The organism is Lentzea atacamensis, from assembly GCF_003269295.1.
GTDB classification, from domain to species: domain Bacteria; phylum Actinomycetota; class Actinomycetes; order Mycobacteriales; family Pseudonocardiaceae; genus Lentzea; species Lentzea atacamensis.
The window spans coordinates 1-26387 of record NZ_QLTT01000014.1 but is presented as its reverse complement, the minus strand read 5'-3'; the positions used below and the strand labels follow the sequence as shown (position 1 = coordinate 26387).

General features: G+C 69.0%; 28 protein-coding genes. 16 read left to right on the top strand and 12 right to left on the bottom strand.

All coding sequences use genetic code 11. The annotated features are described in order from the left end of the window. Positions 1-35 precede the first annotated feature (35 nt). Genes C8D87_RS41580 through C8D87_RS41570 form a run of 3 tightly spaced genes read right to left on the bottom strand, consistent with a single transcriptional unit; the run spans position 36 to position 2246 of the window. Positions 36-749: a nucleoside/nucleotide kinase family protein gene (locus C8D87_RS41580; RefSeq protein WP_233442535.1), complete on the bottom strand. Its 714-nt coding sequence runs from the start codon at positions 747-749 to the stop codon at positions 36-38. Between the two features lie 55 nt (positions 750-804). Beyond that, positions 805-1506: a 7-carboxy-7-deazaguanine synthase QueE gene (locus C8D87_RS41575; protein WP_112231807.1), complete on the bottom strand. Its 702-nt coding sequence runs from the start codon at positions 1504-1506 to the stop codon at positions 805-807. After that, the gene (locus tag C8D87_RS41570) at positions 1503-2246 is read right to left on the bottom strand and encodes a 6-carboxytetrahydropterin synthase (RefSeq protein ID WP_146772036.1); all 744 of its coding nucleotides are present in this window, start codon (positions 2244-2246) and stop codon (positions 1503-1505) included. Before C8D87_RS41570 ends, C8D87_RS41575 begins: the two co-directional genes overlap by 4 nt. A gap of 157 nt (positions 2247-2403) precedes the next feature. Between C8D87_RS41570 and C8D87_RS41565 the strand changes: the two genes are divergently transcribed. The 3 genes from C8D87_RS41565 (at position 2404) to C8D87_RS41555 (ending at position 5857) form a co-directional block, all read left to right on the top strand. Beyond that, positions 2404-3798, top strand: a complete 1395-nt coding sequence (locus tag C8D87_RS41565) for a sporulation protein (protein WP_112231803.1) — start codon at positions 2404-2406, stop codon at positions 3796-3798. Positions 3799-3807: 9 nt separating this feature from the next. Further along, positions 3808-4647 (top strand): AAA family ATPase, encoded by an 840-nt coding sequence (locus C8D87_RS41560; RefSeq protein WP_112231801.1) that lies wholly within the window; start codon positions 3808-3810, stop codon positions 4645-4647. Between the two features lie 130 nt (positions 4648-4777). Continuing rightward, on the top strand, positions 4778-5857 hold the full coding sequence (locus tag C8D87_RS41555; protein WP_112231799.1) for a glycosyltransferase family 4 protein: 1080 nt from the start codon (positions 4778-4780) through the stop codon (positions 5855-5857). A 188-nt stretch (positions 5858-6045) separates the two neighbouring features. Here the strand turns inward: C8D87_RS41555 and C8D87_RS41550 are convergent, their stop codons facing one another. Then, on the bottom strand, positions 6046-9363 hold the full coding sequence (locus C8D87_RS41550) for an error-prone DNA polymerase (protein ID WP_112231797.1): 3318 nt from the start codon (positions 9361-9363) through the stop codon (positions 6046-6048). A 431-nt stretch (positions 9364-9794) separates the two neighbouring features. On the opposite strand from C8D87_RS41550, the gene C8D87_RS41545 reads away from it, so the two are divergent. Further along, complete coding sequence (locus C8D87_RS41545; protein ID WP_170166772.1) at positions 9795-10292, top strand: ATP-dependent DNA ligase; 498 nt, start codon at positions 9795-9797, stop codon at positions 10290-10292. After that, complete coding sequence (locus tag C8D87_RS41540; RefSeq protein ID WP_112231793.1) at positions 10271-10714, top strand: DNA ligase-like domain-containing protein; 444 nt, start codon at positions 10271-10273, stop codon at positions 10712-10714. The genes C8D87_RS41545 and C8D87_RS41540 overlap by 22 nt, the downstream gene beginning before the upstream one ends. Before the next feature lie 100 nt (positions 10715-10814). Here the strand turns inward: C8D87_RS41540 and C8D87_RS46545 are convergent, their stop codons facing one another. From C8D87_RS46545 to C8D87_RS41505, 8 genes are all read right to left on the bottom strand, one after another. Next, a complete protein-coding gene (locus C8D87_RS46545; protein WP_170166771.1) occupies positions 10815-10973 on the bottom strand; it encodes a hypothetical protein in 159 nt (52 codons plus the stop codon). Then, entirely contained in the window at positions 10970-12229 is a 1260-nt protein-coding gene (locus tag C8D87_RS41535) for a hypothetical protein (protein ID WP_112231791.1), read from the bottom strand. The genes C8D87_RS46545 and C8D87_RS41535 overlap by 4 nt, the downstream gene beginning before the upstream one ends. Before the next feature lie 192 nt (positions 12230-12421). Beyond that, on the bottom strand, positions 12422-13045 hold the full coding sequence (locus tag C8D87_RS41530) for a hypothetical protein (RefSeq protein WP_112231789.1): 624 nt from the start codon (positions 13043-13045) through the stop codon (positions 12422-12424). Beyond that, positions 13045-13629 (bottom strand): hypothetical protein, encoded by a 585-nt coding sequence (locus C8D87_RS41525; protein ID WP_112231787.1) that lies wholly within the window; start codon positions 13627-13629, stop codon positions 13045-13047. The genes C8D87_RS41530 and C8D87_RS41525 overlap by 1 nt, the downstream gene beginning before the upstream one ends. After that, positions 13626-14123, bottom strand: a complete 498-nt coding sequence (locus tag C8D87_RS41520) for a hypothetical protein (protein ID WP_146772034.1) — start codon at positions 14121-14123, stop codon at positions 13626-13628. Before C8D87_RS41520 ends, C8D87_RS41525 begins: the two co-directional genes overlap by 4 nt. A 177-nt stretch (positions 14124-14300) precedes the next feature. Then, on the bottom strand, positions 14301-14666 hold the full coding sequence (locus C8D87_RS41515) for a hypothetical protein (RefSeq protein ID WP_112231783.1): 366 nt from the start codon (positions 14664-14666) through the stop codon (positions 14301-14303). A 119-nt stretch (positions 14667-14785) separates the two neighbouring features. Next, the gene (locus C8D87_RS41510; protein WP_146772033.1) at positions 14786-15109 is read right to left on the bottom strand and encodes a hypothetical protein; all 324 of its coding nucleotides are present in this window, start codon (positions 15107-15109) and stop codon (positions 14786-14788) included. A 148-nt stretch (positions 15110-15257) separates the two neighbouring features. Then, the gene (locus C8D87_RS41505; protein WP_112231780.1) at positions 15258-16418 is read right to left on the bottom strand and encodes a coiled-coil domain-containing protein; all 1161 of its coding nucleotides are present in this window, start codon (positions 16416-16418) and stop codon (positions 15258-15260) included. A gap of 141 nt (positions 16419-16559) precedes the next feature. Between C8D87_RS41505 and C8D87_RS41500 the strand changes: the two genes are divergently transcribed. The 11 genes from C8D87_RS41500 to C8D87_RS45480 form a co-directional block, all read left to right on the top strand. Then, positions 16560-17372 (top strand): hypothetical protein, encoded by an 813-nt coding sequence (locus C8D87_RS41500; RefSeq protein WP_112231778.1) that lies wholly within the window; start codon positions 16560-16562, stop codon positions 17370-17372. Continuing rightward, positions 17369-18592, top strand: a complete 1224-nt coding sequence (locus C8D87_RS41495) for a hypothetical protein (RefSeq protein ID WP_112231776.1) — start codon at positions 17369-17371, stop codon at positions 18590-18592. The genes C8D87_RS41500 and C8D87_RS41495 overlap by 4 nt, the downstream gene beginning before the upstream one ends. Next, the gene (locus C8D87_RS46540; RefSeq protein ID WP_170166770.1) at positions 18589-18738 is read left to right on the top strand and encodes a hypothetical protein; all 150 of its coding nucleotides are present in this window, start codon (positions 18589-18591) and stop codon (positions 18736-18738) included. Before C8D87_RS41495 ends, C8D87_RS46540 begins: the two co-directional genes overlap by 4 nt. A 39-nt stretch (positions 18739-18777) precedes the next feature. Beyond that, positions 18778-19110, top strand: a complete 333-nt coding sequence (locus C8D87_RS41490) for a hypothetical protein (RefSeq protein ID WP_112231774.1) — start codon at positions 18778-18780, stop codon at positions 19108-19110. A 175-nt stretch (positions 19111-19285) separates the two neighbouring features. Beyond that, the gene (locus C8D87_RS41485) at positions 19286-19543 is read left to right on the top strand and encodes a hypothetical protein (RefSeq protein ID WP_112231772.1); all 258 of its coding nucleotides are present in this window, start codon (positions 19286-19288) and stop codon (positions 19541-19543) included. Between the two features lie 312 nt (positions 19544-19855). After that, positions 19856-20575 (top strand): hypothetical protein, encoded by a 720-nt coding sequence (locus C8D87_RS41480; protein WP_112231770.1) that lies wholly within the window; start codon positions 19856-19858, stop codon positions 20573-20575. Then, entirely contained in the window at positions 20572-21213 is a 642-nt protein-coding gene (locus C8D87_RS41475; protein WP_112231768.1) for a hypothetical protein, read from the top strand. The genes C8D87_RS41480 and C8D87_RS41475 overlap by 4 nt, the downstream gene beginning before the upstream one ends. Then, entirely contained in the window at positions 21210-22358 is a 1149-nt protein-coding gene (locus C8D87_RS41470; RefSeq protein WP_112231766.1) for a tyrosine-type recombinase/integrase, read from the top strand. Before C8D87_RS41475 ends, C8D87_RS41470 begins: the two co-directional genes overlap by 4 nt. Before the next feature lie 353 nt (positions 22359-22711). Next, a complete protein-coding gene (locus C8D87_RS45485; protein WP_146772032.1) occupies positions 22712-24076 on the top strand; it encodes a hypothetical protein in 1365 nt (454 codons plus the stop codon). 835 nt (positions 24077-24911) lie between these two features. Continuing rightward, positions 24912-26096, top strand: coding sequence for a ParA family protein (locus tag C8D87_RS41455; protein WP_112231760.1), 1185 nt, complete (start codon positions 24912-24914; stop codon positions 26094-26096). Next, positions 26093-26387: hypothetical protein (locus C8D87_RS45480; RefSeq protein ID WP_215732638.1), on the top strand; the 295-nt coding region annotated here is incomplete at its 3' end. The genes C8D87_RS41455 and C8D87_RS45480, both read left to right, overlap by 4 nt.

The following is a 26387-nucleotide window of genomic DNA, read 5'->3' as shown; positions in this document are numbered from 1 at the left end:
GGTCGTGTGACTCCAGGAGGTCAAGGGCAGCAGCATCAGGGGCAGGAACACGCGGGTTGCGGCCCGGCCGGAAGATCGGTGCGCAGCAGGGCAGCGACGTGGGCGGCGACGTCGGTGTGCACGCACGGCGGGCACCGAGCGGCGGCCAGGATGCGGCGGACACGGCCGGAGTAGGTCGCGGCGACCAGGCGGTAGGCGGCGGCGTAGCGCGGCAGGAACACCAGCCGTTCCACCGAACCGGGGGTGCCGCCACCGTGGCCGCGGGCGATGGCGCGTTCGCGCGCCAACGGCCAGGGAACGTCCAGCCACACGGCCAGGTCCGGGTGCAGGAACCACGGGTCGACTACAGCGCGAACCCGGTCGAGCAGCTCCTGGACCTGTTCGTGCGGGTGCTGTTCGCCCAGGACCGTCACCGCGTAGGCGATCTTGGAGTACACGCCGTGGTCGACCACGACGACGTCGTGGCCGGCCAGCGCGGCCGCGTAGGTGTGGCGGTGGTGGAACGCCTCCCGCGCCAGACGCGCCAGCACGTCGACCGTCGCGTGGTGAGGCAGGCGGTAGCCGCCCAGCCCGGACCGCGCGCGCAACGGCCGCGAGTCCAGCAGCTCGGCCAGCCTGCCCGTCACCTCGTCCAGCGGGCCGTAATGCAGCACCGCCGTCGAGAACCCCGCGGCGGTCAGCCGTCGTCCCAAGTCGGACGCGGCGGTGGTCTTGCCCGCTCCCCACACGCCTTCCACCGTGATCAGCACGCCGCGATCCAGGCCGATCACAGGCGGCGGGGCGAACCCAGCGCCGACATGCGTCTCAGCGGCCAGGGCAATCACCCCACAGCAGCACATGCAGCCGGGTGGTCAGGTGAAAACCTCGCCGCAGTGCCGGGTCCGCCAGCGCGGCGGCACCCGCGAGCACCTGGTCGGCGGTCGTGCCCGCCGGCATGACGTACACCGGCGCCAGCTCGTGTGCCTGAGCCAACGCGGCGATCTCGTCGAGCTCGTCCGGGCCGGAGACGACGAACTTGAACACCGCCCGGCCGGTCGCAGTGAACGCCTGCAGCACCGCGGGTTTGATGCGTGTCGCCAGCGGCATCCCGGCCCCGAACCGCGTCAGCTTCGGTGAGACAGTGAACTGCGAGACCAGCGACTCCAGCCCGAATCGAGGCGCGATGGTCCCGTTGGTCTCCACCTCCACGCGCCGCCCGGCCTCCACCAGGCCGCGTACCAACGGCAGCAGCCGGGTCTGCTGGATCAGCGGTTCGCCACCGGTGATCACCACCAGCGCCTCGGCCCTGCTCAACGCCCATGCCAGCAGGTCCTCGACAGCAAGCTCCTGGGTCTTCGAGGCCAGGTCGTAGCGTGTGGCGTCCCAGGTATAGGCGGTGTCGCAGTCGCGGCAGGTCAGGTTGCAGCGCATCAGCCGGATGAACAAGGCGCGGCGCCCCAAGGAGGTTCCCTCGCCCTGGAAGGTCGGGCCGAAGAACTCCGACACCAGCAACGTGTCCCGGCTCATCGCACCGCGCCAGGGGTGTACTCGGCCCACCGGCGCGGCGACTCCCACACCCGGACCCCGGCGAGCGCAGCGGCATCGCCCTGGCCGGCGAGGACCGCGAGCTGCTCGTGCAGCTCGCGTGCCAGCAGCTCGGACGTGGGTGCGACCGGGACGACGTCGTTGAGCAGCTGGTAGTCCCAACGTTCGCCGATGAACTCCGCCACCAGCGCGCTCAGGCGCTGCCGCACGACCGTCCCGGTGTCCGGGTGCAGCCGCAGATCGACCATGTAGGAGTGGCCGTGCAGGCGCGCGCACTTGTGCCCGTCGGGAAGCCCGTGGAGCCTGTGCGCGGCCTCGAACCGCACCCGATGCGCCACCCCGGCGTCGAGCACAGCCGGATCGCCGGTGACCACGCGCACGGCGTCCAACGAGGCAGCCACCGGTCCGGGCATGTGCGCGCCGATCCAGCCAGACAGATGGTCGGCGATGCCATCGGTGTTGCCCACCGACGGCAGGACCTCGTCCAGGTCGCGGTGGTCCAGCGTGCTGCGCAGGTACTCGCCGACCGGGGCCAGCTCCGCGAAGTCCACCACGAACCCCGGTGCCTGCAGCATCGGCGCGACCAGCTCGACCTCGACGGTGAACGTATGCCCGTGCACCTGGCCCGCTGACGGGCCGCACGGCGCGCGATGCGCTGCGGCGAAGGCGAACCCGCGGTCGCCGATGCGGTATCCGCCTCGCTGGGCGTCGTGCTGTGCCACCCCCACCTCCAGGTTCGGTTCCGAATCTCATGAAAGCGGGCCGCGGCACGGCTGGGGAGGGCTCACGAGGGGGCTCACGGATCACAGGGGGTGACAACCTGTGTCGGTACGTGCACAGCTGCCGGGTGATCGTGCACGCTGGTCACGAGGTGAGGTCATGTCCGCGACGAAACCGTCGAAACCCGCCAACCCCGACCTGGAACGCGTGGTCGCCACAACAGAGGCCTCACGAGCCTCCTTGGCCCACCGGCTCAACGAACTGGCCACCACAGCGGGACTGCACACCCGCTACACCCACACGAGCTGGGCGAACTGGATTACCCGCGGCCACAACCCCCAGCCGGAGATCCGGCCGCTCATCGCCCAGGTCCTGGCAGAGCGGCTCGGCAGGCCGGTGACCTTGCGGGAGATCGGCCTGGAAGCCGACGATTCCCCGGAATCGTCCATCGGCCTGGACTTCCCGCGCGAACTTCCCGTGGCAGTCCAGGTCGCTACTCGCCTGTGGAGTCGCGTGGACCGCCGCACCTTCCTCACCGGCTCCGCGATGGCCGTCGGCGCCTACATCGTGCCGCTGCGGCGCTGGCTGACACTGCCAGCCGACCCCCGCGCCAACTCCTGCTCTCCCGAGGCGTTCCGCAGGGTCGGGCACAGTGACGTCGACGAGCTGGTCGCCGCCGCCGAGGACGCGCGCCGCTGGGACTCCCGCTACGGGGGCGGGCACTGGCGAACATCGGCGATCACCGCATGCCTCAAAGAACGCGCGGCACCGCTGCTGCACGGCAGCTACGACGACGCCACCGGCCGCAGGTTGTTCTCCGCAACCGCGCAACTGGCGCGCCTGGCCGGATGGACCGCGTTCGACAACGGGGACCAGGCACTGGCCCAGCGCCACTACATCCAAGCGCTGCGCCTGGCCCGCGCCGCCGGCGACCTCCCGCTCGGCGGCTATGTCGTGTCCTGCATGGCCTTGCAGGCATCGCTGCGTGGCTTTCACTCCGACGCCGCCGACATGGTCGACGCCGCCTACCACCGCACCCAGCACCACGCCTCCCGGCGAGTCCGTGCCTTCCACAAGCTCATCGAGGCTCGCGTGTGGGCCCGTGCCGGCAACAGCCGCGCCGCGGCCGCCGCGCTCAGCCGCTCCGAACTGCTGCTGGACACCGCCGAACACCACACCGGCGACGACCCCGCCTGGATCGACTTCTTCGACCACAACCGACTCGCCGCCGACGCCGTCGAGATCCACCGCGACCTGGGAAAACCGATCGAGGCCCTGACCTGGAACAGCCTCGCCAACGCGCCCATCGACGCCTTCGGCCGCTCCCACGCCCTGCGTGAAGCCGTGATCGCCACCTGCCACCTGCAAGGCCGCAATCCCGACCTCGACCGAGCCCTGCACCACACGCACCACGTCGTGACCGCGCTGACCTGTATCCGATCAGCCCGTACGCGCGAATACCTCGACCAGGTGCGCCTCCGCCTCGCCCGCTGGAAGTACGAACCGGCAGTACGACACCTCGAACACCGTGTGCGCACCGAACTGGCCGCCTAGGACTCCCGCATGACCAACACGACCGTGATCGACCTGCCGACCCCTGCCCTCGTGGTGCTGATCGGCGTGCAGGGCAGCGGCAAAAGCACCTTGGCCCGCCGCCACTTCGCCCCCGCCGAGATCCTGTCCAGCGACGAGTTCCGCACCCGCCTGTGCAACGACCCCGCCAGCCGAACCAACAGCCGCCGCGCTCGTGACCTCCTGCTCGACATGGCGCGGGCACGGCTGGACAACGCCGTCACCACCGTGATCGACGCGACCAACCTGCGTCGACAGGACAGGAGCGAACTGCTCGACCTCGCCAGAACGCACAACGTGCCGGCCGTCGCCGTGCTGCTCGACCTCCCGCTGCAACGCTGCCAGGCCCGAACCACGGCCCGGCTGAGGATCATCGGAGACGACGTCCTGCAGACCAACGCCGCGCGCATGGCCGACACGCTCACCACCGTCGCCGACGAAGGCTTTCACGCGGTCCACGTCGTCGACGCGGAGACGCTGCCGACCGTACAGTTCCGCCACGAACTACCGGATCCCGCAGCCCAGGACCGATGGGTGCTGGTAACCGATCAAGCCGGCCAGCACGTCCGACTTCCCGCAGACGACGTTCGCAGGCACCCCGCCGTGCTCGCCCTCATCGCACCCACGCCTTTCGACCACGCCCGAGCGGCTGCCCAACTCGCCTTCCGCGGCGCCGAACCCGCCCACGACACGGTGATCAGGGTCGACCTACCCCACTGCCACCCCGCAATGCTGATCTTTGACGCAGGCAGCGATCCCGGCTCGGGACACTGGATCGCGTCCCAGAGAACGCCAGAACCGAACATCCAGACCACGGTGGGTTCTGCGTGAGGAACCGGGCTCCTGGCCGCCGCCTCACTCCCTCGTCCCTGTCCTTCCGCCGTGGCAGAGGGCGTTTCCGCTCGACATCACGCTCAGCGCCTGCGGGATCTCGCGTTCGACGGTCCAGCCGAGGAGCCTCATGAAGATCGACCTCGTGCACCCAGGATATTTCCCCGTACAGCCGTCCGACCTGGCCACGAAAGGCTTGGGCGGCAACGAGACGAGCATGGTCGTGCTCGCTCGCGGCCTTGCTTCGCGAGGTCACGAGGTGCGGGTATACGCCGACTGCCCCCGCGTGGACGATCGCGGCGTCCGGTGGCTGCCCCTCACGGAACTGGGCAAGGACCACTACCGCGACGTGATCATTTTCTGGGTGCGGACCAAGAGGATGGAACCGGGCCGGTTCAACTCGCCGGTCCGAGCGGTGAAACTGGGACTGAGGAAACCCAACGACAGTCTCATCGGTGAGGTCCGCGCGGGCGACATCAACCTTGTCATCGCCGTCTCCGACTTTCACCGCAACCTCTATGTCACCGAACACGGCTACCCACACGATGCCGAATGGGTTGTCACACCAGACGGTCTCGACACAGCGGACTACGCCGACCCGCAGCCTAAGGTCGAAGGCCGGTTTCTGTACGCCGCCAACCCGAAACGTGGCCTGGAACAGCTGTTGGACATGTGGCCCGCCATCCACGATGCGCATCCGGACTCCGAGCTGTTCGTCGCGTCAAGTCACCTGCTGCGCGGCATCACACCCGAGGAAGACCTGCTCCGGGCAGGCGCGCTGTACGACCGCGCAAAAGCGATGGCACCCATCGGCGTGCACTATCTGGGCCGCGTAGCAAAACCCGATCTCATCAAGCTCCAGCTGACGGCACAGTTCTACCTGTACCCAACGACATCCCCAGAAACCTGCTGCATCGCGGCCATGGAGGCCGCTGCTGCCGGCGCAGTGATCGTCTGCTCGCCGACCGGGGCGCTACCGGACCGAGTCATCGACGGCGTCACAGGCTGCCTGATCGAGGGAGACCCGGCAGACGCCGACGTGGCCCAGACCTTCGTGGAGAAAATCACCGCGTTGCGAGCGGAGCCGGCCCGGCTGATACAGATGGCGCAGGCGGCGAGGGAGCTCGCTGGCGCTAGCGACTACACGCAGGTGCTGCCCGTCTGGGAGCACGCATTCGGTCGCGTTCTCGCTTCTCCTCCTCGCGGCTGATGCAGAGTCCGCCGCACTCATGGCGATGCCACCAAGCCCCCGATCAGTCGTCACCGGAAGACGGACTCGGCCCAGCGACACGTGAAGGAATGATCAATCCCATTCTCGATGTCACTACAGTAGTGACATCTCGGTGCCAAGATCATTGGGAAAGTGTCATCGAATTTGAGACGCTACAGCAGCTCGAGTCATCGGTAGTCCCGAGAGCGAAGATCCACTTCTTTCAGGTCGAGCTGTTGCAGCTTGTCTGCGACCAGGTTGATCGCGCCGTCGGAGCGTTCGACGATGCCGCGCACGATGAGCGCGCTGCTGGTCTTCGCGATGATCGCGTACTGATCCCAAACCCCTTGGCGCACCACGACGTTGACCATGCCGGTCTCGTCTTCGAGGTTGAGGAAGGTGATGCCGCCGGCGCTGGGCGGGCGTTGTCGGTGGGTGACGGCGCCGCCGACGAACACGCGAGTGCCATGCTCGATGGTGCGGATCGCGGCCGCGGCCAGGACACCGCGTTCGCGCAGGTAGGCGCGCATCAGTTCGATGGGATGTCCGTCGGGAGTGATCCGGGTGGCCCACAGGTCCGCGACGGTGAGCTCCCACGTGCTCATGCCGGGCAGTGTGGGTGGGGGGCTGGTCATGCTGGTGCCGGGCAGCAGGTGCGCGCGGTCGCGGGCCGCGGCGCCGGCCGACCACAAGGTGTCACGGCGCGACGATCCGAACGTGGTGAGCGCCCCAGCGGTGGCGAGGGCTTCGAGTTGGTCGGTGGCGAGTTCGGCGCGGCGGGCCAGGTCGGCGAGATCGGCGAACGGGCCGTTGTTGGTGCGGGTGTCGACGATGCGCTGGGCGGTGTCGGTGGTGATGGTGCGGACGACGTCGAGGCCGAGGCGCACGGCGAACCCGCCCGTGCTGGCGGGGTCGGGCTCTAGGGTGGAGTGCGCCAGGCTGGTAGTGACGTCGGCGCGGCGGGTGCGGACGCCGTGGCGGCGGGCGTCGGCGACGAGGGTCTGCGGGGAGTAGAAGCCCATCGGCTGGGCGCGCAGCAGCGCGGCGCAGAACGCGGCCGGGTGGTAGCGCTTGAAGTACGCGGACACGAACACCAAGTGCGCGAAGGACAAGGCGTGGCTCATCGGGAACCCGTAGGTCGAGAACGCGGCCACCTTCGTGAAGATCGAGTCCGCGAGCGCGCCGGTGATGCCGTTGGTGGCCATGCCGGAGTAGAAGCGGTTCCGCAGGCGTTCCATCTTCGCCGCCGAGCGCTTGGAGCCCATCGCGCGGCGCAGCTCGTCGGCCTCGCCCGGCGTGAACCCGGCGACGTCGACGGCGATCTGCATGATCTGCTCCTGGAAGAGCGGGACGCCGAGCGTGCGGTCCAGGGCGCGGGCGAGCAGCGGGTGGTCGTGGCGCCAGGGCTTGCCGTTGCGGCGCTGAATGAACGGGTGGACGCTGCCGCCCTGGATCGGGCCCGGCCTGATTAGCCCGACCTCGATCGCGAGGTCCCAGAAATTGCGGGGTTTGAGCCGGGGGAGCGTGGACATCTGCGCGCGGGACTCGACTTGGAAAACGCCGACGGTATCCGCCTCGCACAACATGTCGTAGACGGCCTGGTCGCCGAGGTCGAGGTGCGCGATGTCGACGTGCTGGTGCTCGTACTCGGCGACGAGGTCGACCGCGTAGTGGATGGCGGAGAGCATGCCGAGGCCGAGCAGGTCGAACTTCACCAGGCCGGTGGTGGCGCAGTCGTCCTTGTCCCACTGCAGCACGGTGCGGTTGTCCATGCGGGCTTGCTCGATCGGGACGACCTCGCTGACGGGCCGGTCGCAGATGACCATGCCGCCGGAGTGGATGCCCAGGTGCCGGGGGAACCCGTCGATCTCGCCGGCGAGCTCGCGCACGGGTTCGGGGATCGCCTGCTGGTCGGTGCGCTGCTGGTCGAGCGGGGTCCAGGCGTCGATCTGTTTGCTCCACGCGTCCTGCTGGCCGGTCGAGTAGCCGAGCGCGCGGGCCATGTCCCGCACTGCGGATTTCGGCCGGTAGGTGATGACGTTGCAGACCTGGGCGGCGTGGCGGCGGCCGTGCTTGCCGTAGACGTACTGGATCACCTCCTCGCGGCGGTCGGACTCGATGTCGACGTCGATGTCGGGCGGGCCGTCGCGGTCGGGGTGCAGGAACCGCTCGAAGAGCAGGTCCCAGCGGACCGGGTCGACGGCGGTGATGCCGAGCGCGTAGCAGACCGCAGAGTTCGCGGCGCTGCCGCGGCCCTGGCACAGGATGTTGTTGTTCTTGCAGAAGTTCACGATGTCGTGCACGGCGAGGAAGTAGCCGGGGAACCCGAGCTGGGCGATCACCTCGAGCTCCCGGTCGATCTGCGCCCACGACGTCGGCGAGTCCTGGCGGGTGCCGTAGCGGTGGTGCGCGCCGCGCTCGGTCAGCACTCGCAGCCAGGAGTCCTCGGTGTGCCCGTCCGGCACCGGGAACGGCGGCAGCTTCGGCGCGATGACCTGCAGGTCGAACAGGCACTCACCGCCCAGCGCCGCGGCGTTGGCGACGGCACCGGGGTAGCGGCGGAACCGGTGCGCCATCTCCTGCCCGGACCTGATGAACGCGGCCGGCGCGGGCGGCAGCCAACCCGCCATCTCGTCGAGCGACCGGTGCGCGCGCACAGCGGCCATCGCCGCGGCGAGCCGCCCGCGAGCCGGCGTCGCGTAGTGCACCGCGCCGGTCGCCACGATCGGCACCTTCGCCGCGTGGGCAAGCCTCGTGAGCAGGTCGTTGCGGGCGCTGTCGCCGGGGTAGCCGTGGTCGACGAGCTCGACCGCCACGTGGTCACGGCCGTAGCGGTCGATCAGCCGCAGCAACTCCTTGAGCGCGGCCTCCGCCCGCGCCGCCTCACCGCCCTCGCTGGCGAGGGCCTGGCGGACCGCGCTTTTGCGGCACCCGCCTGTCAGCACCAGCACGCGGCCGCGCAGCTCGTCGACGAGCTCGTCCCCGTTGTAGACCGGGCGGCCCTTCTCTGCTGCCTCGTGCAGGTTCGCCGAGCTGATCACCCGGCACAGCGCCGCGTAGCCCTCCGGCCCGCGCGCGACCGCGAGCAGGTGAGTGCCCTCGGGATCGGCGACTCCGTTCTGCGGCCCGGTCAATCCCAGGCTGAGCTCGGCGCCGAACGCCGTGCCGACGCCCGCGTCGCGCGCGGCCGTGGAGAGCCGGACCACGCCGTACATACCGTCGTGGTCGGTGAGCGCGATCCCGGACAGGCCTCGGCGCGCGGCCTCCTCGGCGAGCTCCTCGGGATGACTCGAGCCGTCCAGGAAAGAGAAGTTCGAGTGCGTGTGCAGCTCGACGTACGGCACCGCGGAGTCGCGGTCCGCGGCCGGGGTGTGCGGATCGGTGCCTGGAGGTCGATCCTCGGTGCGGCGGGCCGGTGCCGTGCGGCCAGCTTCCGCGCTCGATGGCGACGAGGCGAGCTGGCCAGCCAACTGCGCCCAGCTGGAGTACGGCGCGTTGAACGACACCTGGCTTTCCCCTTCCCGCCCAGCCTCGACCAGAGACGCTGAGGGGAAGTCAGCTCGAACACGCGTGCGAAGTGTGCGACTGAATGGCCTAGCAAGTCAACTCGACCGCGACTACGGGCGTCCGGCGCCGCCTGCCACCCGGTGGCGTCCCAGGTCGCTCTTGAACGAGCGAAGGCCTCAGTGGTCGGCACGCCGAGCCGGGCGTAACACCAAGCGATTGCACCGTCACAGTCCATGAAGGACTCATAGGGGGGTTTACCTGGCAAAATATTGAAGTGCTCACCTGTTCGGCCTAGCGTTCGAGGTGTGCCGGATCCGGTACACAGGCGTCCCGCGCCCCCACCGAGGACGGAGGCCGAATGTCTGCACAACCTCATCATCGCCGCGCGTCCGGGTAGTGGACGGCGTCGATGGCCGTCTTGCATGCTCCGGTGGAGCTGGTGGCGGCCCGCGCGCAGAAGAACCTGCCGCGGGCGGATGCCCGGCGTCCGGTGCGCTACGAACCGAAGTACGACGGCTGGCGCGGCCTGCTGTTCAGCGGCGACGGCGTGCTGCAGTCCCGGCGTGGAACCAACCTCGCTGCCCGGTTCCCTGAGCTGATCACCGCCGGACGCGCGCTCGGGGACGTGGTGCTCGACGGCGAGATCGTCGCCTTGCGCGACGGTCGCCTGGACTTCGGTGCCCTGACCAGCACGCCCCGTGGCCGCGTCGCCGCGGGCATCACCATCTACTTCGTCGCCTTCGACCTGCTCGCTGCCGGCGACCACGACCTTCGCCCGGAGACCTGCCAGGACCGACGCGCCCGGCTCGAAGCGGTGATGGCCGACGCGCGTCCGCCGCTGCAACTCATCCCGTACACCACCGACCGGGATCAGGCCTTGCCTGGATGCAGCCTGAGGTCTCCGCCGTGGGCATCGAAGGCTGTCTGATCAAACGCCTCGACCAGCCTTACCGCGTCGGCCGCAACGGGGATTGGATCAAGGTCCGGCACACCGTCGTCGTCGATGCGGTCGTCATCGGCGCCACCGGCAGCCCCAGCACGCCCGTCGAACTCCTGCTCGCCCGCCCCGACGCCACCGGCGAACTGCGCCGCATCGGGCTGTCCCAGCCGCTGTCACCCGCTCTGCGAGCCCAAGCCGGACCACATCTCGCCCTGACCGGTGAACCGCCTGTTCGCGTGTCCACCGGCCAGTTCGGCCGCGGCGAGACCGAATACAAGCCCGTCCACCCGACCTTGGTCGTCGAGGTCGAGGTCGAAGGGTCCGTACACGCGTTCACCAACCGGCTCCGGCCGACCGTTCACCGGCTCCGCTCCGACCTCACCCTGGCCGACCTGTACCCCGCGCCTTGACCGCAGGTGGCGCCGCAGAGCACTCCCCGGGAACCTGCATGGAGCCGCGGGCGTGCTGTAGTAACGCCCGCGGCTCCGGCGCGGCCTCGCCCGGCACTGGTCAGTCCGTGGCCACGCAGCTGGCTACGGGTCCGCACCGGGTCTCACCGCAGGACCAGGTCGCCATCAGGATCGTCGCTTTCAACTGGGCGGTGACCGGGTTGGCCTGCCACTGTTCGAGCTGCCGTGCGAACGTCGTCGCACCCTCACCGCTGATCATGCCGTCACCGCCTTGTTCTCGGCGGCCAGGTGCGCCGCTGCGTCGTACTCGGTGGCACCGGTGGCGTGCATCCAGGTGAGCATCCGTTCGAGCAGGTCGTGACGGCTGTAGTCACCTGGACGGGCCCTGGAGATCTGCCGCTGAAGGAAGGCCTCTTCGCCGAGCTCGGTGCGAAGCTGTGCCGCCGAGCGGCCGGTGAACCTCGGTGCGATCCGTTCCAGCTTGGCGCGCATTCCCGGCGCGGGCGGGAGAACCGCTGTCGCGCCGGTTACCGCGCGGCGGATGCCGTGGACTGCCCCCCGGAGGTGGTTGATCTGGCCGACGCGGTCCTCGGCGGTCTCGGCGGTCATGGCTGTGAGCTTCGCGGCGGACTGGGCGAGGCGCTGGCGGTCGACGCCCTCAAGCAGTCCTTCCTTGGACCTGCGTGCGATCTCCCTGCTGACCATCTCGATGGCCTTGGGCAGGGCGGAGGCCAGCGCGACCAGTCCGTCGAGGGCTGCCGCAAGGTCGGCGGGGGAGTCACCCGCACGACTCATCCAGCTCGACAGGTAACGGTGCACATGCTCGTTCGCGTCCCAGATCGCCGCGGACGGCGTTCCGGGCACGACGTCACCTGCGCTGCGCACATTGATCCCGCTTCCGTGTGCCGACAGCGTCCACTCCGGGGCGGCGCCGGGCAGCAGGCTCCGTGCCGACCAGGGCACCGTGTCGGAACTGGGCTCGACGTGGCCTTCTCCCGGCAGCGGCATCCGGCCACCGGCTTTCGCGCACCAGCGGTCTCCGCCGGCGTCGTCGGGCAGTTCGGGGTAGAGGATCCGAAGGGCCGCCTCGCTGTCGGCGGACCTGGACAGGTGCTCCGGAACGCACGTGATCGCGCCTGACCGGTGCGCGGTGCGTTCGCTCCACGTGCTCAGGTCGGTCAGGCGGGAGCTGACCTGGCTGAGTGCGGTGCCGAACTGGGCGGCCGGTCCCGTCACCATGTCGGACCTGAACTGGGGCAGAACGCCGTTGTCCCTGCCGAGCTGGTGGACGGCGGCGATGTGGAATCCGGCCGCCCGCAGGTGCTGGGCCACGCTCACGGCGACCGGCGCGGGAACGGCGATGGGGTCGACGTCGGACATCGGGCGCTGCCGGGCCGCCGAGGCCGCGCGACGTGCTTCGGTGTGTCCGGCACCGGTGGTGGCGCGCACTGCGTCCACGGCATTGCGCTTGGAGTGGCTGTTGCTCATCTGGGTGTCCTCCAGCGGGGAGCCCACGTCACCCCGCGAGGTTCGTCCAGGTGATTCGACGTCATCGCGTGGTGCTGCACTGCCGCGCCGAGACTCTAGGCCGTCTTGTCCGATGCGCCGATGTGGTCACGTGGGGACCGGGTCGGCTCGGAGTTGGGGCCGCGCGAGGCCACCGTTTGTCAGCTAACGACTATAGCGGTCAGGTGTCGCTGATGGTGGTCACCCGTGCAGGTGCCACAGCGTGATCGGGAAGTAGTACGGCTTGCCGGCGTTGGTCTGCGGTGGCTCGTTCTCCCCGCGGGTCCAGTCCAGCCACGGCTCGTCAGGGTCAATCCGCGTGCACCACGCGCACTCGCGGGCCTTCGTCTGGTGGTCGGGGCATTCGCGCAGTTGCCGCGCGTAGGTGGACTCGACGGTGTCGGAGTACCAGCTGTTGTCCGGGTCGCCACCTTCGTTCTTCTCGTACCAGCGCTGGAAGGCGGTGACGTCCGCCTGGGGCGGGTGACCGAGGATCACGATCTGCTCGGCGTCGTCGCCGAGCACGATGTAGCGCAGGCCGTCGAAGTCGTTGCTGTCCCGTACGACGTCGTCCGGGAATCCGGGCAAGGTGAAGACGCGGTGCGGCTGCGCGAACAACGGCGGCGTGCGGGGTTGCACGCCGTCGACCGGCTCCCACGGGGAGAGCGTGACGATGCGCTCGACCACGACCCCGTCCAGCGAGCCTGGGGGTGGATCGTCGAGCAGTTCCTCCGCGGCGGCGCGGGACCCGCCCAGTACGACGCGGGGGTCGCCGTGTTCCATCGTCCATCGGATGCCGAACTCGGTGTACTGGTGCGCACTCATCACGACACCGTCCTGTTCTCGTGGCTGGCCTGGGCGAGGCGGAACTCCTGCAGCGGCACCGCGGTGAGGTGGCGACCGGGATCGCGGTAGCCGTCGGCGATCGTGACGAACACGCCGTGATCGCCGAGGTCGTGCACGGTCGCGGTGTGGGAGCTGGTGGCCGTGAGGTGGTAGACCGGGGCGCCGTGCGGCGTGAACACCGTGTCGATCAGGTGGGGGATCTGCCGGCGGTGGTGGCGCAGCACCGCGCGCCAGGGTTTTCCGGGTCCGCCAGGGACCGGGACGAGGTGTTCTCCTCGTTCGGGGTAAAGGATCAGGCCGTCCGGCACGGCCTGATCCGGGCGGGCGTGGGTGAAGCCGACCACCTTGATGGTGTGGTCGAGGCGGTACCGCACCAGTGCCAGCGGCAGATCCGGGTGCTCGGTGTTGTAGGCGCGCACCTCGAGGAGGCCGGCCCGCAGCGCCCGGCGGTAGCGCCGGAACGCCGCGGCGAACGACGCGCTCGCCCTGTACGCCGCGAGTTCCGGGGCCGCGGTCGTACCGCGGTGGGTGGTCCCGGCTGGGTCGCCGTCCGCGGGCGTCACGACCGGTCCTCGTCGTCGGCGGGCGGGTCGACGGGGATCCACTGGTGGCCTTGCCGTTGCCACCAGCCCTGCATCTCCGGGTGGTCGGGCTCGTCGTCGGTCAGGTCGAGCAGCGCGCCGGACGGGGCGTCGCCTTCGTCTCCGGCGGGGAAGGGTTCGCGGCCGTCGCGCGCCATCGGCAGGGTCGGGGCGGCGGCCGCGGTGGTGAGGGCGAGCAGCGGCAGGTTCGCGAGGTCGAGCAGCGCCCTGCCCGGCTCGGTGATGGTGATCGGCACGTCCGGTCCGCAGCCGGAAGGCGCGGGCACGGTGGCGACGAGACCTCCGGCGGCGAGCCGTTCGATGGCTTGGGTGACCCGGCGGCCGAGGCCTCCTCCGGGGCCGGTGGAGCGGACGTCGGTGCGGCGGATCGCCCAGCCGGCGCGGAGGTGGTGGCGCCACGCGACCTTGCCCTCCTGGACCGCGCGCAGCAGTTCACGCTGGGCCGGTTTCAGCATGGCCACACCCCGGCGGTGGTGGACTGGCCGTGCTGATGCGGGGTGCGGGTGTCCGGGGCAGGGCAGGTGTGCGGGATCATCTGAGGTGACTCCGTTTCGTCGCATGCGGGATGGGTCCGCTGGCCGGCGGCCTGGCCGGGGGCTTTCTCAGGGCCTCCCCGTCCAGGTCGGCCAGCGTCACCGGGCAGCGAAGTGGGCCTGGACCTGCTTCAGCAGCTCCGGCATGTCGTCGTCGGTGTAGCCGTCCGGTACCGCGTAGGGCGGGCTCTGCCCGGCCAGCTCCCTCGCCTGCATGGGGTCCACGCCGATCCCGACCGCGCGCCACACGATGTCGCCCATCGCCTGCCGGTGGGTCGGCGCGATGTCGGTGGTCCAGATCAGTTCGGCGAACTCCAACGCGGCGTGCGCCGCTTCTCGGGTCAGCGGCTGGGCCGGGCACCAGGTCACCCGCCACTCGCCGGCCTTGGGGTCGACAAGCAGGGCGGCGTGGCCGCTGCGGGTGGACCAGAGCACGGTGTCGTCGAGGTGGTATTCGATGGTCACTGTCGTTCAGCCCCCGAGATGGCACGGATACGGATGGTTTCGCGGGACACACGTATGCAATCTGCTTGTGCTGCGGCGAAAGGCCGTGTGCCTGTCAAGCTGATCGCGCGGTGCCTGCATCAATTGGTGGCGATCCAGTCAGCTTTGGCCTGTTCCACAAACACCTCGTCGTCGACTAGGGTTGCGAACAGACGCGGCACGAGGAGAAGCACGGCTGCGCGCGCAGCGTGCTCCAGCTCGCCGCGGCTTTCAGCATCGTGGAGAGCCAAGCGGAACGCCTGCACAAGGTCGTGAGGCTTCTGCGCCAGTCCTCCGATCCGTTCGCTGACACCTTGATAGAAGGTCGCGAGGCCGGGGATTCCGCCCCCGAAGCCTTTCAGGCGTCGCTCGACCTCGGCTGCGTCGGGCAGTTCCACCTGGCGATCACGAGGGTCGCTGGCCATCTGAGTGCTCCTCCATGTTGCGTCGTCCCAAGCGAATTTGGCTTCGAGCCACATTTGAGGTGGACCGTTTCAACGTCGAACGTCCTCTCTGTGGGTCTCGTCGAGGTCAGCGGCTGGTGAGAGCAGCAGTTCCTCGTTTGGTCACTGGTTAGGCGCCGGCGAGCAGCTGTTGGATCTGGTCTCGCAGTTCGGCGTCGTCGTCGCCGAGACGGCCGTGCGCGGCCGCGAGGACGGTGCGCAGCGCCCGGTTCCGGTCGAGCTGGGCGCGCTGGGAGTTCTCGGTGGTCTCCGCACGCGTGGTGAGCGCGCCGATCTGCTGCTGCAGCGTCCCGAGCTGCTCGGTGTGCTGGCGCCGCTCGGTCTCTCGGGCGGCCTCGAGGTCGGCGCGGATCTGGTCGAGCCGGGCGTCGAAGGCGGCGCGGACCTCGTCGAGGTTCTGCTGGTGCTGTTCGGCGCGGCGTTCGAGTGCCTGCAGGAACTCATCGCGCAGGGCGCGTTCCAGGGTGAGGTTGGCGGCCTCGGCGTCATCGGCCCGCTGCTTCTCGGTGGCCCACTCGGCGCGGGCGGAGTTGCGCTCGGAGGTGCGGGTGGCCAGTTGGGTCTCGGCTGTCTCCACCCGCTCGATGAGGGCCTGGATCCGTTCGGCGTCGCGTCGCTGGGCGTTCTGCAGTTCAAGGACCTGGCCCTCGGCGCGCCGTGTGTCGGACATTGCCCGTTCCTTGGCCTCCCGGTCGCGGCGGCCCTCGCGTTCGGCGGCCTCGGCCCGTTGATCGGCTGACTGCCGCGCGGCGCGCTCCTCGGCGGCGACCTGCTCGGCTGCTTCGACGCGGCCGTTGGCCTCGGCCACCAGTCGCAGCGCTTCCTCGCGGTCGGCGCGGGCGGTGGCCACGGCGTCGTCGAGCTGGGTCCGCACGCCGGTCAGCGTGTCCAGCAGTGCGGCCACCGGGCCGGCGATCGCCCGCACCGGGCCGAGCACGGCGTCGACGGCCTCGCCGAGCTCGACCACGTTGACCTCGGCGACGGCGGCGCGGGCGTCGGTGACGGCGGCCAGGGCGCGCTCGGCGCGGCCGAGTTCGCGGCAGGACGCCGTCCGGTCGCCGACCGGCCAGCTGGTGTCGCTGTCCCGGCAGAACTCGAGCTTGCGGCCGGTACCGGCGTCCGGCAGCACCTTGCGGCACAGCGAGAACCCGCACAGCCGCGGCCCGTCCGGCGACCCGGCGACCGGCTTGACGAGCGGGTTCACCCCCGCACCAGCCCCGGAAGCGCCTCCGCCCTGGTCACCGGCCTGCTGACCGCGATCTTCAGTCATACGATCATCCTAGCGCATAATGTTTCGTAAACGGAAGACGGCTAGTTTTGTTTACAGAACAGAACTGATAGCCTCTGGTGAGCAGTACATAATGCCGGTTATCTACTACTCGTGCCCGGACGCGGGACGGAGGGGGTCGCTGTGGACGCGCAGACCGTTCCAGGCACGGATCTACCGGCGTTGGGCGCGCTGGCGCGACAGGGCTCCGCCGCGCCGAGCTCCGCGCCCGCGGCGACAAACCTCTCGGACGCGGTGCTGGCCGGGCTGCGCGAGCGGGCCCGCCGGGAGGCTGGTCCGTTCATCGACCCCGTCGTGCTGCGGCAGCTGGAAGGCAAGCTCGCCAGGGCGCATCCGGAGTGGCTGAGCGCGGTGATCGGCCGGCCGGTGCACGGCTGGCGCAGCCTGGGCTGGACCGAGCTCGTGCTGCTCGGCCTGGCGCGCGACGCCGAACCCGACCCACCGGTGCCGCCGCGGGTACTCGCCGAGCGCGAGCGGGAGGCTCTGCAGGAGCGGTGCCGCGCCGAGCGCCTGGAGCAGCAGGCCGAGGCGTGGGCGTCGCTGCGAGCGGCGCTGCCGGTTCGCGTGTCGGTGGCCTACAACGGTTCCGGCCGCCACCACTACGCCGCCTACGTGTCGGGGGCCGAGCACATCGTCGTGAGGGAGCCGCTGCGCACCGGCCGCCTGCGCCGGGACGCGAACCGCTCGTTGTGCTGGACCCCGAGCAGAGCGCCACACCTGCTGTTCGAGAACCTGGACATCCCGAACGACCGCATCCCGACCTGCAAGGCCTGCCTGCGCACCGCCGAGCGAATCGCCCACCCGCACCCGGCAGGTCAGACGCGTGGTACCGAGAAGAACACGGGTGAGAGGACGGCCGCCGTGAGCGCTTCGATCCTGGCGCTGGAGCTGCCGACCGACCTGCCAGCCGATTCGGTCGTCGGTGGTGCGAAGTGAGCAACGGCAAGGCCTCGGCGGCGTGGGACGGGCTGAACGAACGGCAGCGGCTGTACCTGTCGACGATCTTCCGGTTCGACCAGGCCGCCGAGGCCGACATCCGTCGCCAGAAGGCCGAGTGGCTCACGACGCCGCCGGCCTCCGAGTGGCGGTTGGTCACCTACGACATCAAGCTTCCCCGCGACCTCGGCGGCTACAGCTCGGTGCAGCACGAGCTGCGCGAGGCCGGTCAGCACGACTCGGGTTCGGGTTCGACGCTGGCCGCGCTCGAACGCCGGGGCCTGGTCGAGGTCGAGCACGACCACATCTACATCGCCGTGCTGGGCAAGCACGTGCCGCGCGTGCGGGTCCGGCTCACCGCCGCCGGCCGGGCAGCGGCACGTGCGGGCGCGGGCATCACCGGCCCGGCGACCGCACCGGCCGGGCTGATGGCGCGCTGGTCGTTCGCCGCGCTGGCCCGGCTGTACGAGGCCGGGGACAACGGCCTGACCACGCAGACCACGTGGGACGAGGACGACAAGGCACCTCCGTGGAAGACGCTGCTGCACCTGCGGGACCGCAAGGACGGCAGCCACATCGAGGAGTTCTCGGTGCACACCCGCAAGGAGGGGATCAACCCGCTGACCGGCCACGAGTACACCACGCGCACCGAGTACCGTGTGCGGCTCTCACCGGCGGGCGTGCGGCACTACGAGCTGCACCACGCGTGCTACCGGGAGCTGTACCCGGACGTCGAGGCGGTCGAGCCTCGGCACAAGCTCGACCTGGCGCACGCCGACCTGGCCGCGCACCAGGCACGCAAGCCACCACACCTGGTGCGCGTCACCGACGTGCCGGTCCTGGCACGCCTGGCCGTGCTGGAGGCCGCGGGCAACTGCTACCTGCGGACGACCCTGATCAAGGCCTACGAGGAGCGCGGCTGGCCGGTGCCGGAGGACGTGCGCGCCCTACCGTCCGGGCTGACGCCGTGGCAGGTCAAGAAACTGACCCGTACCGAGAGGTCGATCGACCGGCTGCGCGGACACCGTGACGGGCCGCTGGTCGACGTCCTCGAGGTGGAGAACCTGCCCCAGCACCGCCACACGCATCCGGTGCTGCCGCTGGTCGTGCTGACCGAGCACGGTCGCCGGCACTACGCCGGCCACCGCGACGAGTACCTGCGCGCCTACCCCGACCTGACGCTGCCGGACACCATCACGGAGCGGAGCGTGCAAGCGTGAGCGATTCCGAGAACCCGGACGAGGCAGTGCGTGCCGAGCTTCGCGCGCTGATCGCGACCGGCATCGGCCTGGCCGAACGCGCCGAGACGCTGGCGGCGCGCATCGGAGGCTCCGACGACCCCGACGTCGCCGATCGGGATCACTGACCAGTTCAGCACCGTTGGGCATCCCAGAAGGAGAACAACGTGACGATCGACACCGGTGTGGTCAGCCCAGGACAGGCGGCGGTCCAGGACGGTCTCGCCGCGGCCGCGGCAGCGTTCACCGCGGCCCGCGAGCAACTCGGCCCGGACGCCACCGACGCGGAGTTGCGCAAGCACGCGGACTGGCTGCTGCTGCGAAGCCGGACCGAGCTGCTCGACCCGGACCGGATCGCCATCGCGGCCGAGGCGTTCGTCCGCGCCAGCGGCGGCGTGTGGGACGCGCTGCTGCCGGACCAGAAGACCCCTGAACAAAGGCCTCGCGGCCGCCACGATCGCCGCCTACCACGACATGGGCCGGAACCACTAGCGGCCTGAGCGCAGCATCGTGCACACGATGACCTGCACATGCCGACTCCAGCGGGATCGGCGCCGCCACAGCGGTGGCCGGGAACCGGCGTGATCAGCAAGGCACGCGAGACGCTCAGTTTCGGTCAACACTGAAGCTATAGTGAAATTGCACATGAACGCGAAGGGACCGGCGAGACGGCCAATGCCCCCGACACCGCAGTCCACTCCCCCGCACGTCCCCGTGCCGAACACCGCGCTGACCGTGGTTCTGCTCGGTCTTCTCGCGGTGTCAGGCACCGCGGCGATCGTGCTCGTGTCCGTCGCGCATCAGCTCTGGATCGGAGCCGCTTGCGCGGCGACTACCGTCGCGCTGATCATGCTCTGCGACCAGCGGCTGCGGCGGCACGGTGCCGCCCGCCGCGCCGCGCGCAACAACGCCACCGGTCCGCAGCGGTCATGACCACCGACTACCGCGCCGCGCCCCGGGGACGCCTCCTGGTTCGACCGGCCGGACACCCGATCGACGAAGGTCTTCCACGCGTGTGACGCCGCGGAGCTGCACTCCAGCGGGCAGCGGTGGGCCAGCCTCATCGCCTGCTCACCGCGGTCTGCTCCCAGCAGGTACTCGACGACAACTCCGTGATGCGCCTGGACGAGGTGCCGCAGCAACTCCGGTGCCGACGCGCCGCATGCACACGGATCTGGCAACGGCACGACCAGGCCACGTACGGCACGGCAGACTCAACCAGGCAGAGCAGAAAGAGGCCCCGAGATGGACGAGCTCACGCAGAGCCAGCGGCCGCCGACCATGGTCGTGGTCGATGAGGCGGCCGGACTGCTCGGCAGCGCGCCGGCGGTCAACTTCAGCGCCGCCGCGACCCTGCTCGGCGACCTGATCAGCCAGCTGCGGGCCGCCCACGCTCGCCCTGGCGCCTCGCGCCGACCGCCGCGGCGAGGCGGACCGGCCATGACCGGTGAGCGGCATCCCGCCGAGCTGCTCGCGCAGCAGCTCGCGCCCGCCGCGGCGAGCACCGCCGCCGAGTTCGCCGCGCGCTGGTGGACCGCGTACCTGTACGCCCCGATCCCCCGCCGCGGCCGCCGCCGCCTGTCCGAGATCGACACCGTGGCCGCGCTCGCCGCCGTATCTCCCGACACCCGACTCGAACGCGGCTGGATCACCGCCGAGCAGATCCACGCCTACGCCGCCGAAGCGGCGAGCAACACCCAGGCCGCGATGGACGCCTGGCGCGGCCGCGGCGACATCCACATCGTCAGTGACTACAACGGCCCGTGGCTGCACATCGAAGGAACGCCGTTGGGCCGGTTCGCCACCGTCCCGGCCGAGGCGGACGACATCCTGCTCTTTCCCGGACACGTCGACATGCGGGTGACCTCCACCCTGGTGACCGTGCATCGACGCCTGCAGCCTGAACCCGTGGCGTTGTGGCCAGCGGCCCACCTGGCCGCCAGTGAGGACGGAGCCATGCCGTGACCCTCCGCACCGACACCGCGAGCCTGGGCGGCCAGTGGCATGACGACGGCCTTGCTGCGCTGCGCGAGACGGAGCGCTCCGGGCCGGCGGACACACGCTGGATGATCGCGGCCTACCTGCTCGCGACGGCGCTCGGCTTCGTTGTCTTCACCGTCGCCGTTGCCGGGGTCCTCACCGAGTTCTGGCCAGCGCGGCTGCTGCTGGCGGCGGCCGCCGGGCCCGCGATCAGCTACGGGCTGCTCAGCCTGGGCGCCTCGCACGGACGGCGCACGGTGCTGCGCCGCTGGCGCCACTCACTACTCCCGCCACGGCGTCACCCGACGGCCGCACCTCGGAGGCGACCAGGCATGAAGCACAAGCGGTTGAGGGTGTCCGTCGAGCACGTACGGGCGCTGTGCGCGGGCAACCAGGGCCGCACGGTGCTGGTGCTCGGCCAGGACGGCCTGCGGGTCGTCACCCCGGACCAGGCCTTCGACGGCGTGTTCAACCAGCGGGCATTCCGGGTGCTGTGCAGCCGCAGCGAGCTGCTCGACGAGGGCCTGCACATCGGCGGCGACGGACAGCTCGCCGGCCCCACCGTGGCGGTGTCCACCCGCGTCGCCGCCTACCTCAACACCGTGCTCGAGGAGATCGCGTGACCGAGACGGAGAGCACCGACATCGTGCCGCGGCCGGCCAGCGCGGTCGAGGCCGCCGCACGAGGTGAGGTCTCACTCGACAGCGCGGTCCGCATGGTGCTGCCGACACCGCTGCCCGATGAGCGCTACCACGTGCGTGGCCTGACCGAGCTGTGGGTCACCACCGTCATCGGCCGCGACTCCGAGCACACCCGCAAGGCATACGAGTTCGGGCTGACCCTGTGGCTGGACTACTGCCTGCGCGCCAGCGTCGACCCTCTGACCGCCCGCCGTGCCGACGTCGACGACTGGACCGCCACCCACCTGGCGGGAAAGAGCGCCGAGACGATCCACCAGCGCCTGGCCGCGGTCGGCAACTGGTACCACTACCTGATCGACAACGACATCGACGTGCGCAATCCCGTCGCGCGGGTGAAACGGCCCAAGCGTCAGCCCAACAAGTCCGCGACGCACTACCTCGACGTCGACGAGCTCAACGCGCTGATGGCCGAGGCCGACCAGCGGCTGGAGGAAGCCAAGAAGATCGGCGGGCTCGCGCTGGAAATCGCCGCACGCGATGTCGCCGTGCTGCGCGTCCTGTTCACCACGGCGGTCCGGTCCGGCGCGGTGCAGCTAGCCACGGTGCAGGACGTCCGGCTGGTCGTCGACGGCCACCGGGTTCTGCGGTTCCACGGCAAAGGCGACGCAGGGCAGACCACCGTGCGACTCAAACCGCTGGTTCCGTGGGCGGCCGTCGCCCTCGACTACTACCACGGCCTGGTCGCCGCCCGGCTCGGCGTGCCGTTCGACGAGCTCGACGGCCTGGCGTTCCGCACGACGCCCTACCACGGCCAGCCGGGCGGAAGCGGCCTGCGCTCGGACGCCCTGGGCTCGATGATCCGCTCGATCGCTGCCAGCGCGGACATCGCAACCGACGCCGGCATCGTGAAGAGCAAGGCCGCCAAGATCACTCCGCACTGGCTGCGGCACACTGCGGCCACGCTGCTCGGCAGGGAGAAGTCGCCGGCCGAAGTACAGGACTTCCTCGACCACGCCGATCCCCGCACCACCCGCATCTACCTACACACCGAGCAGTCGCTGAACTCCTCGCTCGCGTACAGCACGATGGCGTTTATCCGCGACAGCGCGACTGATGGCACCTCGTAAAGTGCGTCTCCTTGACGCCAGGGCGGATGACGCGACCGCTTCTTTGAAGAAAGTCCTGGTCAAAGCCGGTATCTTCGCTTGGGTGCCTTGGGCGAGGCACGCGCTTCCGCCAGCGGCTCGGGCGGCCTCCCAGGTGGCAGTGAAATAGTGGTCGCATGCTTCCACCGGTCCGACTATCCCGATTCGAGCTGGTCAGCTGCGTCCAGCGCATCGTCGGCCGACACCTGGACGCTGGCTGCTGCGAGCCGAATGAGACGCCGTCACCTGCCAGGGTGGACCCCCGCGAAGTTCTCGCGTACCTCCGTCGACACCCGGCCGCTGAGTCTCCCGACTGGGTCATGCGGGCTGATGCGATGGACGCCCAGCTCCTTGTAGTCGCCAGCACCTGGGATCGCTGGCGGTCGGAGCGGTACCACCTACGTGGCGGATTGGCTGATGGTCTCTTCTACGACCAGATGGGGGCCGTGCTGGGGCTTGGCCGGGAGAGCCACCGTCGAACCGAGAACGATCCGCGGCCGGCACGTCGGCGACGGACCGGCCGCGGAGATCCTCATCAACCAGCTCGTGCCCGGCTGGCCACGCTGTCCGATCTGCTGCGCCATGACGACCCGAACCCTGACCTCAGTCGTGGTGTCCGCCGCGAAAACGAGGTCGAGCTCGAAGACCCGAGGTGGACCTGGGTTATCGACCACCGCGAGCAGCTGGGTCACGTCTCGTATCAACTGGCTGCGGCAGCCGGGCGGCACGGTGTGACTTCCAGGTGGGTTGACGAACTCATCGCCGACGTCGACAGCGACGCTGTCTCTCCTGCAACGCCAGCAGTGCTCGGGCTAGCGATCGCAGAGGTACGGACCGCGCGGGCAGTCGTCGAACTCACGACCACGCACGCCGTTCACCGCATCCTGCTCACCGGAGAAGCTTTGCGGTGCCAGTTCTCGGGTATCGGCTGTCATGCGCACTGGCAGTCGGCTCCTCCGCCGACCGACGTCGCCAGCCTGGTCCGCGAGATCGCACATCGCCGTGACCGCCTGGGTGACTCCCGCCTGGATCACCTTCCGTCGCCTGAAGTCGCTGAACCTGCGATGGTGCTGGCGTTCCTGCGCAGGTCACCGTGCACCAACAGGGCTGCCAGGGCACTCGACCACCTAGCAGGCCTGCAACTTTGCAATGCACTCTGGTGGCAGGACCGCGCGGCTGAACTGACAGCACTGCGAGCTGGCCTGAAGATTGGCAGTCCGAGGGACGTGCTCCGCCGTCAGCTTGGTGCCGTGCACGCCATCACTCGCGGACAGGGCGTCCAAGATCGCTTTGACAGGCTCGCCGGGCTTGCAGAGTTTGGTCAGCCTGATGAGAAGCAAGGTCGCGAGGCTCGCCGGATCAGAACGGCACCGGCCAACGCCGAGGACCATTGGGTCGCGGCAAATCAGGCCGCTATCGACCAGGTTGCGTTCGCATTGCTCAGCATGACGAGCGCGCTCGTGGTCCCTGAAGAGGAACGAGAGTGGCTAGATCTCCTCGCACTTGAGCGCAAGGACGGCACATATACGAGGTCTTCGCTGGTAACGATCGCGTACGCGGCTGAGGAGGTTCAGGCAGCACTCGGCAGCGGCGCGAAGGTTCCCTCTATAGAAGTAAAGAAGATCTTGGACGCTGTTGACGCGCTTCCCACGGTAAAGCGCATCCGTGCCGCCACCAATACTGTCGATTACGAGCTGTAGGTCGAGCAGCTCCCTGCGACAGAAAACCCACCAATGTGGACCGCCAAGTCACCCTGTCTGCCGAACACCGCTCAGCTGTGGTGTATATATGCTCGTGCAGCTATACAAGCAGGTTGAGGAGGCGGATTAGTCTCTAATCCAGCCTCTTCGTCCGCCTTCTAGCTAGGCGGTGGTTATACCTGTCGATCAGTTCGGTCCTGCGATCCACTGGGAGTTGCTTGTACAGTCGGAGCCTGAGTTGATTTCTACAGTCGTACCTAAGTCTTCTACAACGGTTTGAATTTGAGTCTGATGGTGTTGCGTCCTTCAGCTCTTTTCTTACACCGTCTTCTCGTTCATATATACAACTTACCTCGTGCATGTAGGCCAAGCTATATAAATGACCTGTCTCACAGATGCATAAGGGATCGTTGTAGTAGCCAATATTCAAGACCAACTTACCGGCAGGGTTACGGATCTGTATTTAGCCCATCTAGAAGCCTAATATACGAACCACCTTACAATCAGAGGGGAAGATTAGCATTCGCTTACATGTGCAACCTGGTGAGCAAACGAGTTTACGATTGCGTTCATAGACCACCTTCTGTGCATGTTTATACCTCGACTGACTTTCCATCTCAGCACCACATGCGCATCTCGCTGATGGGTGGCGCGCACAGCGGATCGTCGCTCCGTCGACACGCCTCACCAACAGGACGGCCGTGCGGAGGTAGCCTCAGCGGCACGCACGTGCACCTACTGGCTCCAGGTCGCAGATCTCAGCTAGCTCGGTCGTGCGCGCGACGAGACATGCCACCGCGAATGTCAACAACGTGTCTGGAGGGGGAGTCGACCTGTGGTTGCCACCCAGCTGCTTGATCTGAGCCGTGCCGGTGTGAGAGGTGCGGGCGACCTGTCCGAGGCAGAGAAGGCCGAGGTCGAGGCGTACCTCACTTGGTTGGAGGGTCAGCTCAACCTCAAGGGCTTCAGCGACAGCACCACCGACGCGGAGCTTGAAGAGTTCGTCGAAATGCTCAGGCCGCTTCTGGAACGCGTCGTTGCCGTGTTCACAGGAAAGGGCGGGCAGGGAAAGACCTCGATCGCCTCCCACACCGCTGCTCTGCTCGCTGAAGCCGAGGCTGCCAAGGCTGAGCAGGGGCTTCCCTACGGGCGCGTCCTTCACATCGAGATGGACTTGCAGGGGAACGCCCACGAAGACTTCGGAACCGGCGATCACGAACTCAACGACGAGGGCGAAGCTCTTGCTCAGGCTGTGTTGCATGGGCACGAGCCAGTGATCATCAGGGATGTCCGCGGCCGCCAGTGCCTCGACATGTTGCCAGCCGGCGAGGAGCTGTCGAACCTCCCTGCGATGATCATTGCTGTTCAACAGCAGCGTGGTCTGGCTGTGTGGCTGGGCCTTGCCGTGATGATCGCCCGGCTTGTCATCCGGCACGGCTACGTCTGGGTAGTGATCGACTGCCCGCCGTCGAGCAAGGAGCCGCAGAAGCTCGCGCTGTCGGCCGCGCGTTACGCGTTGATCCCGATCTCCGTCGCGGACTCCGGGTCGCTCAAGGGCCTCGGCGGCGTCAGCAAGCGGTTCTCCGAGACTCGAAGGTTCAACCCAGACCTTCAGCTGTTGGGTGTGGTGTTGTTCAACTTCCCCCACAAGTACTACTTCGACAAGAAGGCAAACGAGAAGCGTCCGGTTGGCGCGTGGGTTGAAGCGCGAACAGAGGTCGAGGCGATGCTCAAGGCGGCAGAAGTCGACGCGCCGGTGTTCAGGACCGTTATCCGTAGTTCTGAGGCAGTGGCAAGGGCGTGCCGGAAGCGAGGGCAGCTGACCTTCGAGGTCGCCGAAGCCACTGACGGCGTCAAGTGGTGGGAGAAGCGCAAGGGAGGTCGGGGGACAGTCCTGCCCACCGAGCGGGCGGAGCAGGTTGGTGAGGACTACCTCGACTTGACCGAGGAGATCGTCATGGCGGTTTCGACGATCGAGGCCGAGGAGGCCGCGGTCAGTGCCGAGGAGGTGTCAGCATGACTGAAGAGGTCGCCACGGTGGAAGCCCCTGACCGAGGGCCGGCAAAGCCGACGACACCGGACGTCAAAGGTCTTGGCGGAGGCGGCCGCTCCAAGCGGGCAGCTCGGATCGCGGCAGCGCAACAGGCAGCCCAATTGGCGGCAGCGCAGGCAGCCGGGGCAAAGCCGGTCGAGCAGCCCGTCGTCGAGCAGCCCGTCGTCGAGCAGCCCGTCGTCGAGCAGCCCGTCGTCGAGCAGCCCGTCGTCGAGCAGCCCGTCGTGGAACAGCCCGTCGTCGAGCAGCCCGTCGTGG

Bases quoted from the DNA above. Each gene is read 5' to 3' on its own strand.
- C8D87_RS41575 (WP_112231807.1), bottom strand. From the start codon at position 1,506: ATGAGCCGGGACACGTTGCTGGTGTCGGAGTTCTTCGGCCCGACCTTC.
- C8D87_RS41565 (WP_112231803.1), top strand. From the start codon at position 2,404: ATGTCCGCGACGAAACCGTCGAAACCCGCCAACCCCGACCTGGAACGC.
- C8D87_RS41560 (WP_112231801.1), top strand. From the start codon at position 3,808: ATGACCAACACGACCGTGATCGACCTGCCGACCCCTGCCCTCGTGGTG.
- C8D87_RS41555 (WP_112231799.1), top strand. From the start codon at position 4,778: ATGAAGATCGACCTCGTGCACCCAGGATATTTCCCCGTACAGCCGTCC.
- C8D87_RS46545 (WP_170166771.1), bottom strand. From the start codon at position 10,973: ATGATCAGCGGTGAGGGTGCGACGACGTTCGCACGGCAGCTCGAACAG.
- C8D87_RS41530 (WP_112231789.1), bottom strand. From the start codon at position 13,045: ATGAGTGCGCACCAGTACACCGAGTTCGGCATCCGATGGACGATGGAA.
- C8D87_RS41520 (WP_146772034.1), bottom strand. From the start codon at position 14,123: ATGCTGAAACCGGCCCAGCGTGAACTGCTGCGCGCGGTCCAGGAGGGC.
- C8D87_RS41510 (WP_146772033.1), bottom strand. From the start codon at position 15,109: ATGGCCAGCGACCCTCGTGATCGCCAGGTGGAACTGCCCGACGCAGCC.
- C8D87_RS41505 (WP_112231780.1), bottom strand. From the start codon at position 16,418: ATGACTGAAGATCGCGGTCAGCAGGCCGGTGACCAGGGCGGAGGCGCT.
- C8D87_RS41485 (WP_112231772.1), top strand. From the start codon at position 19,286: ATGCCCCCGACACCGCAGTCCACTCCCCCGCACGTCCCCGTGCCGAAC.
- C8D87_RS41480 (WP_112231770.1), top strand. From the start codon at position 19,856: ATGGACGAGCTCACGCAGAGCCAGCGGCCGCCGACCATGGTCGTGGTC.
- C8D87_RS45485 (WP_146772032.1), top strand. From the start codon at position 22,712: ATGGACGCCCAGCTCCTTGTAGTCGCCAGCACCTGGGATCGCTGGCGG.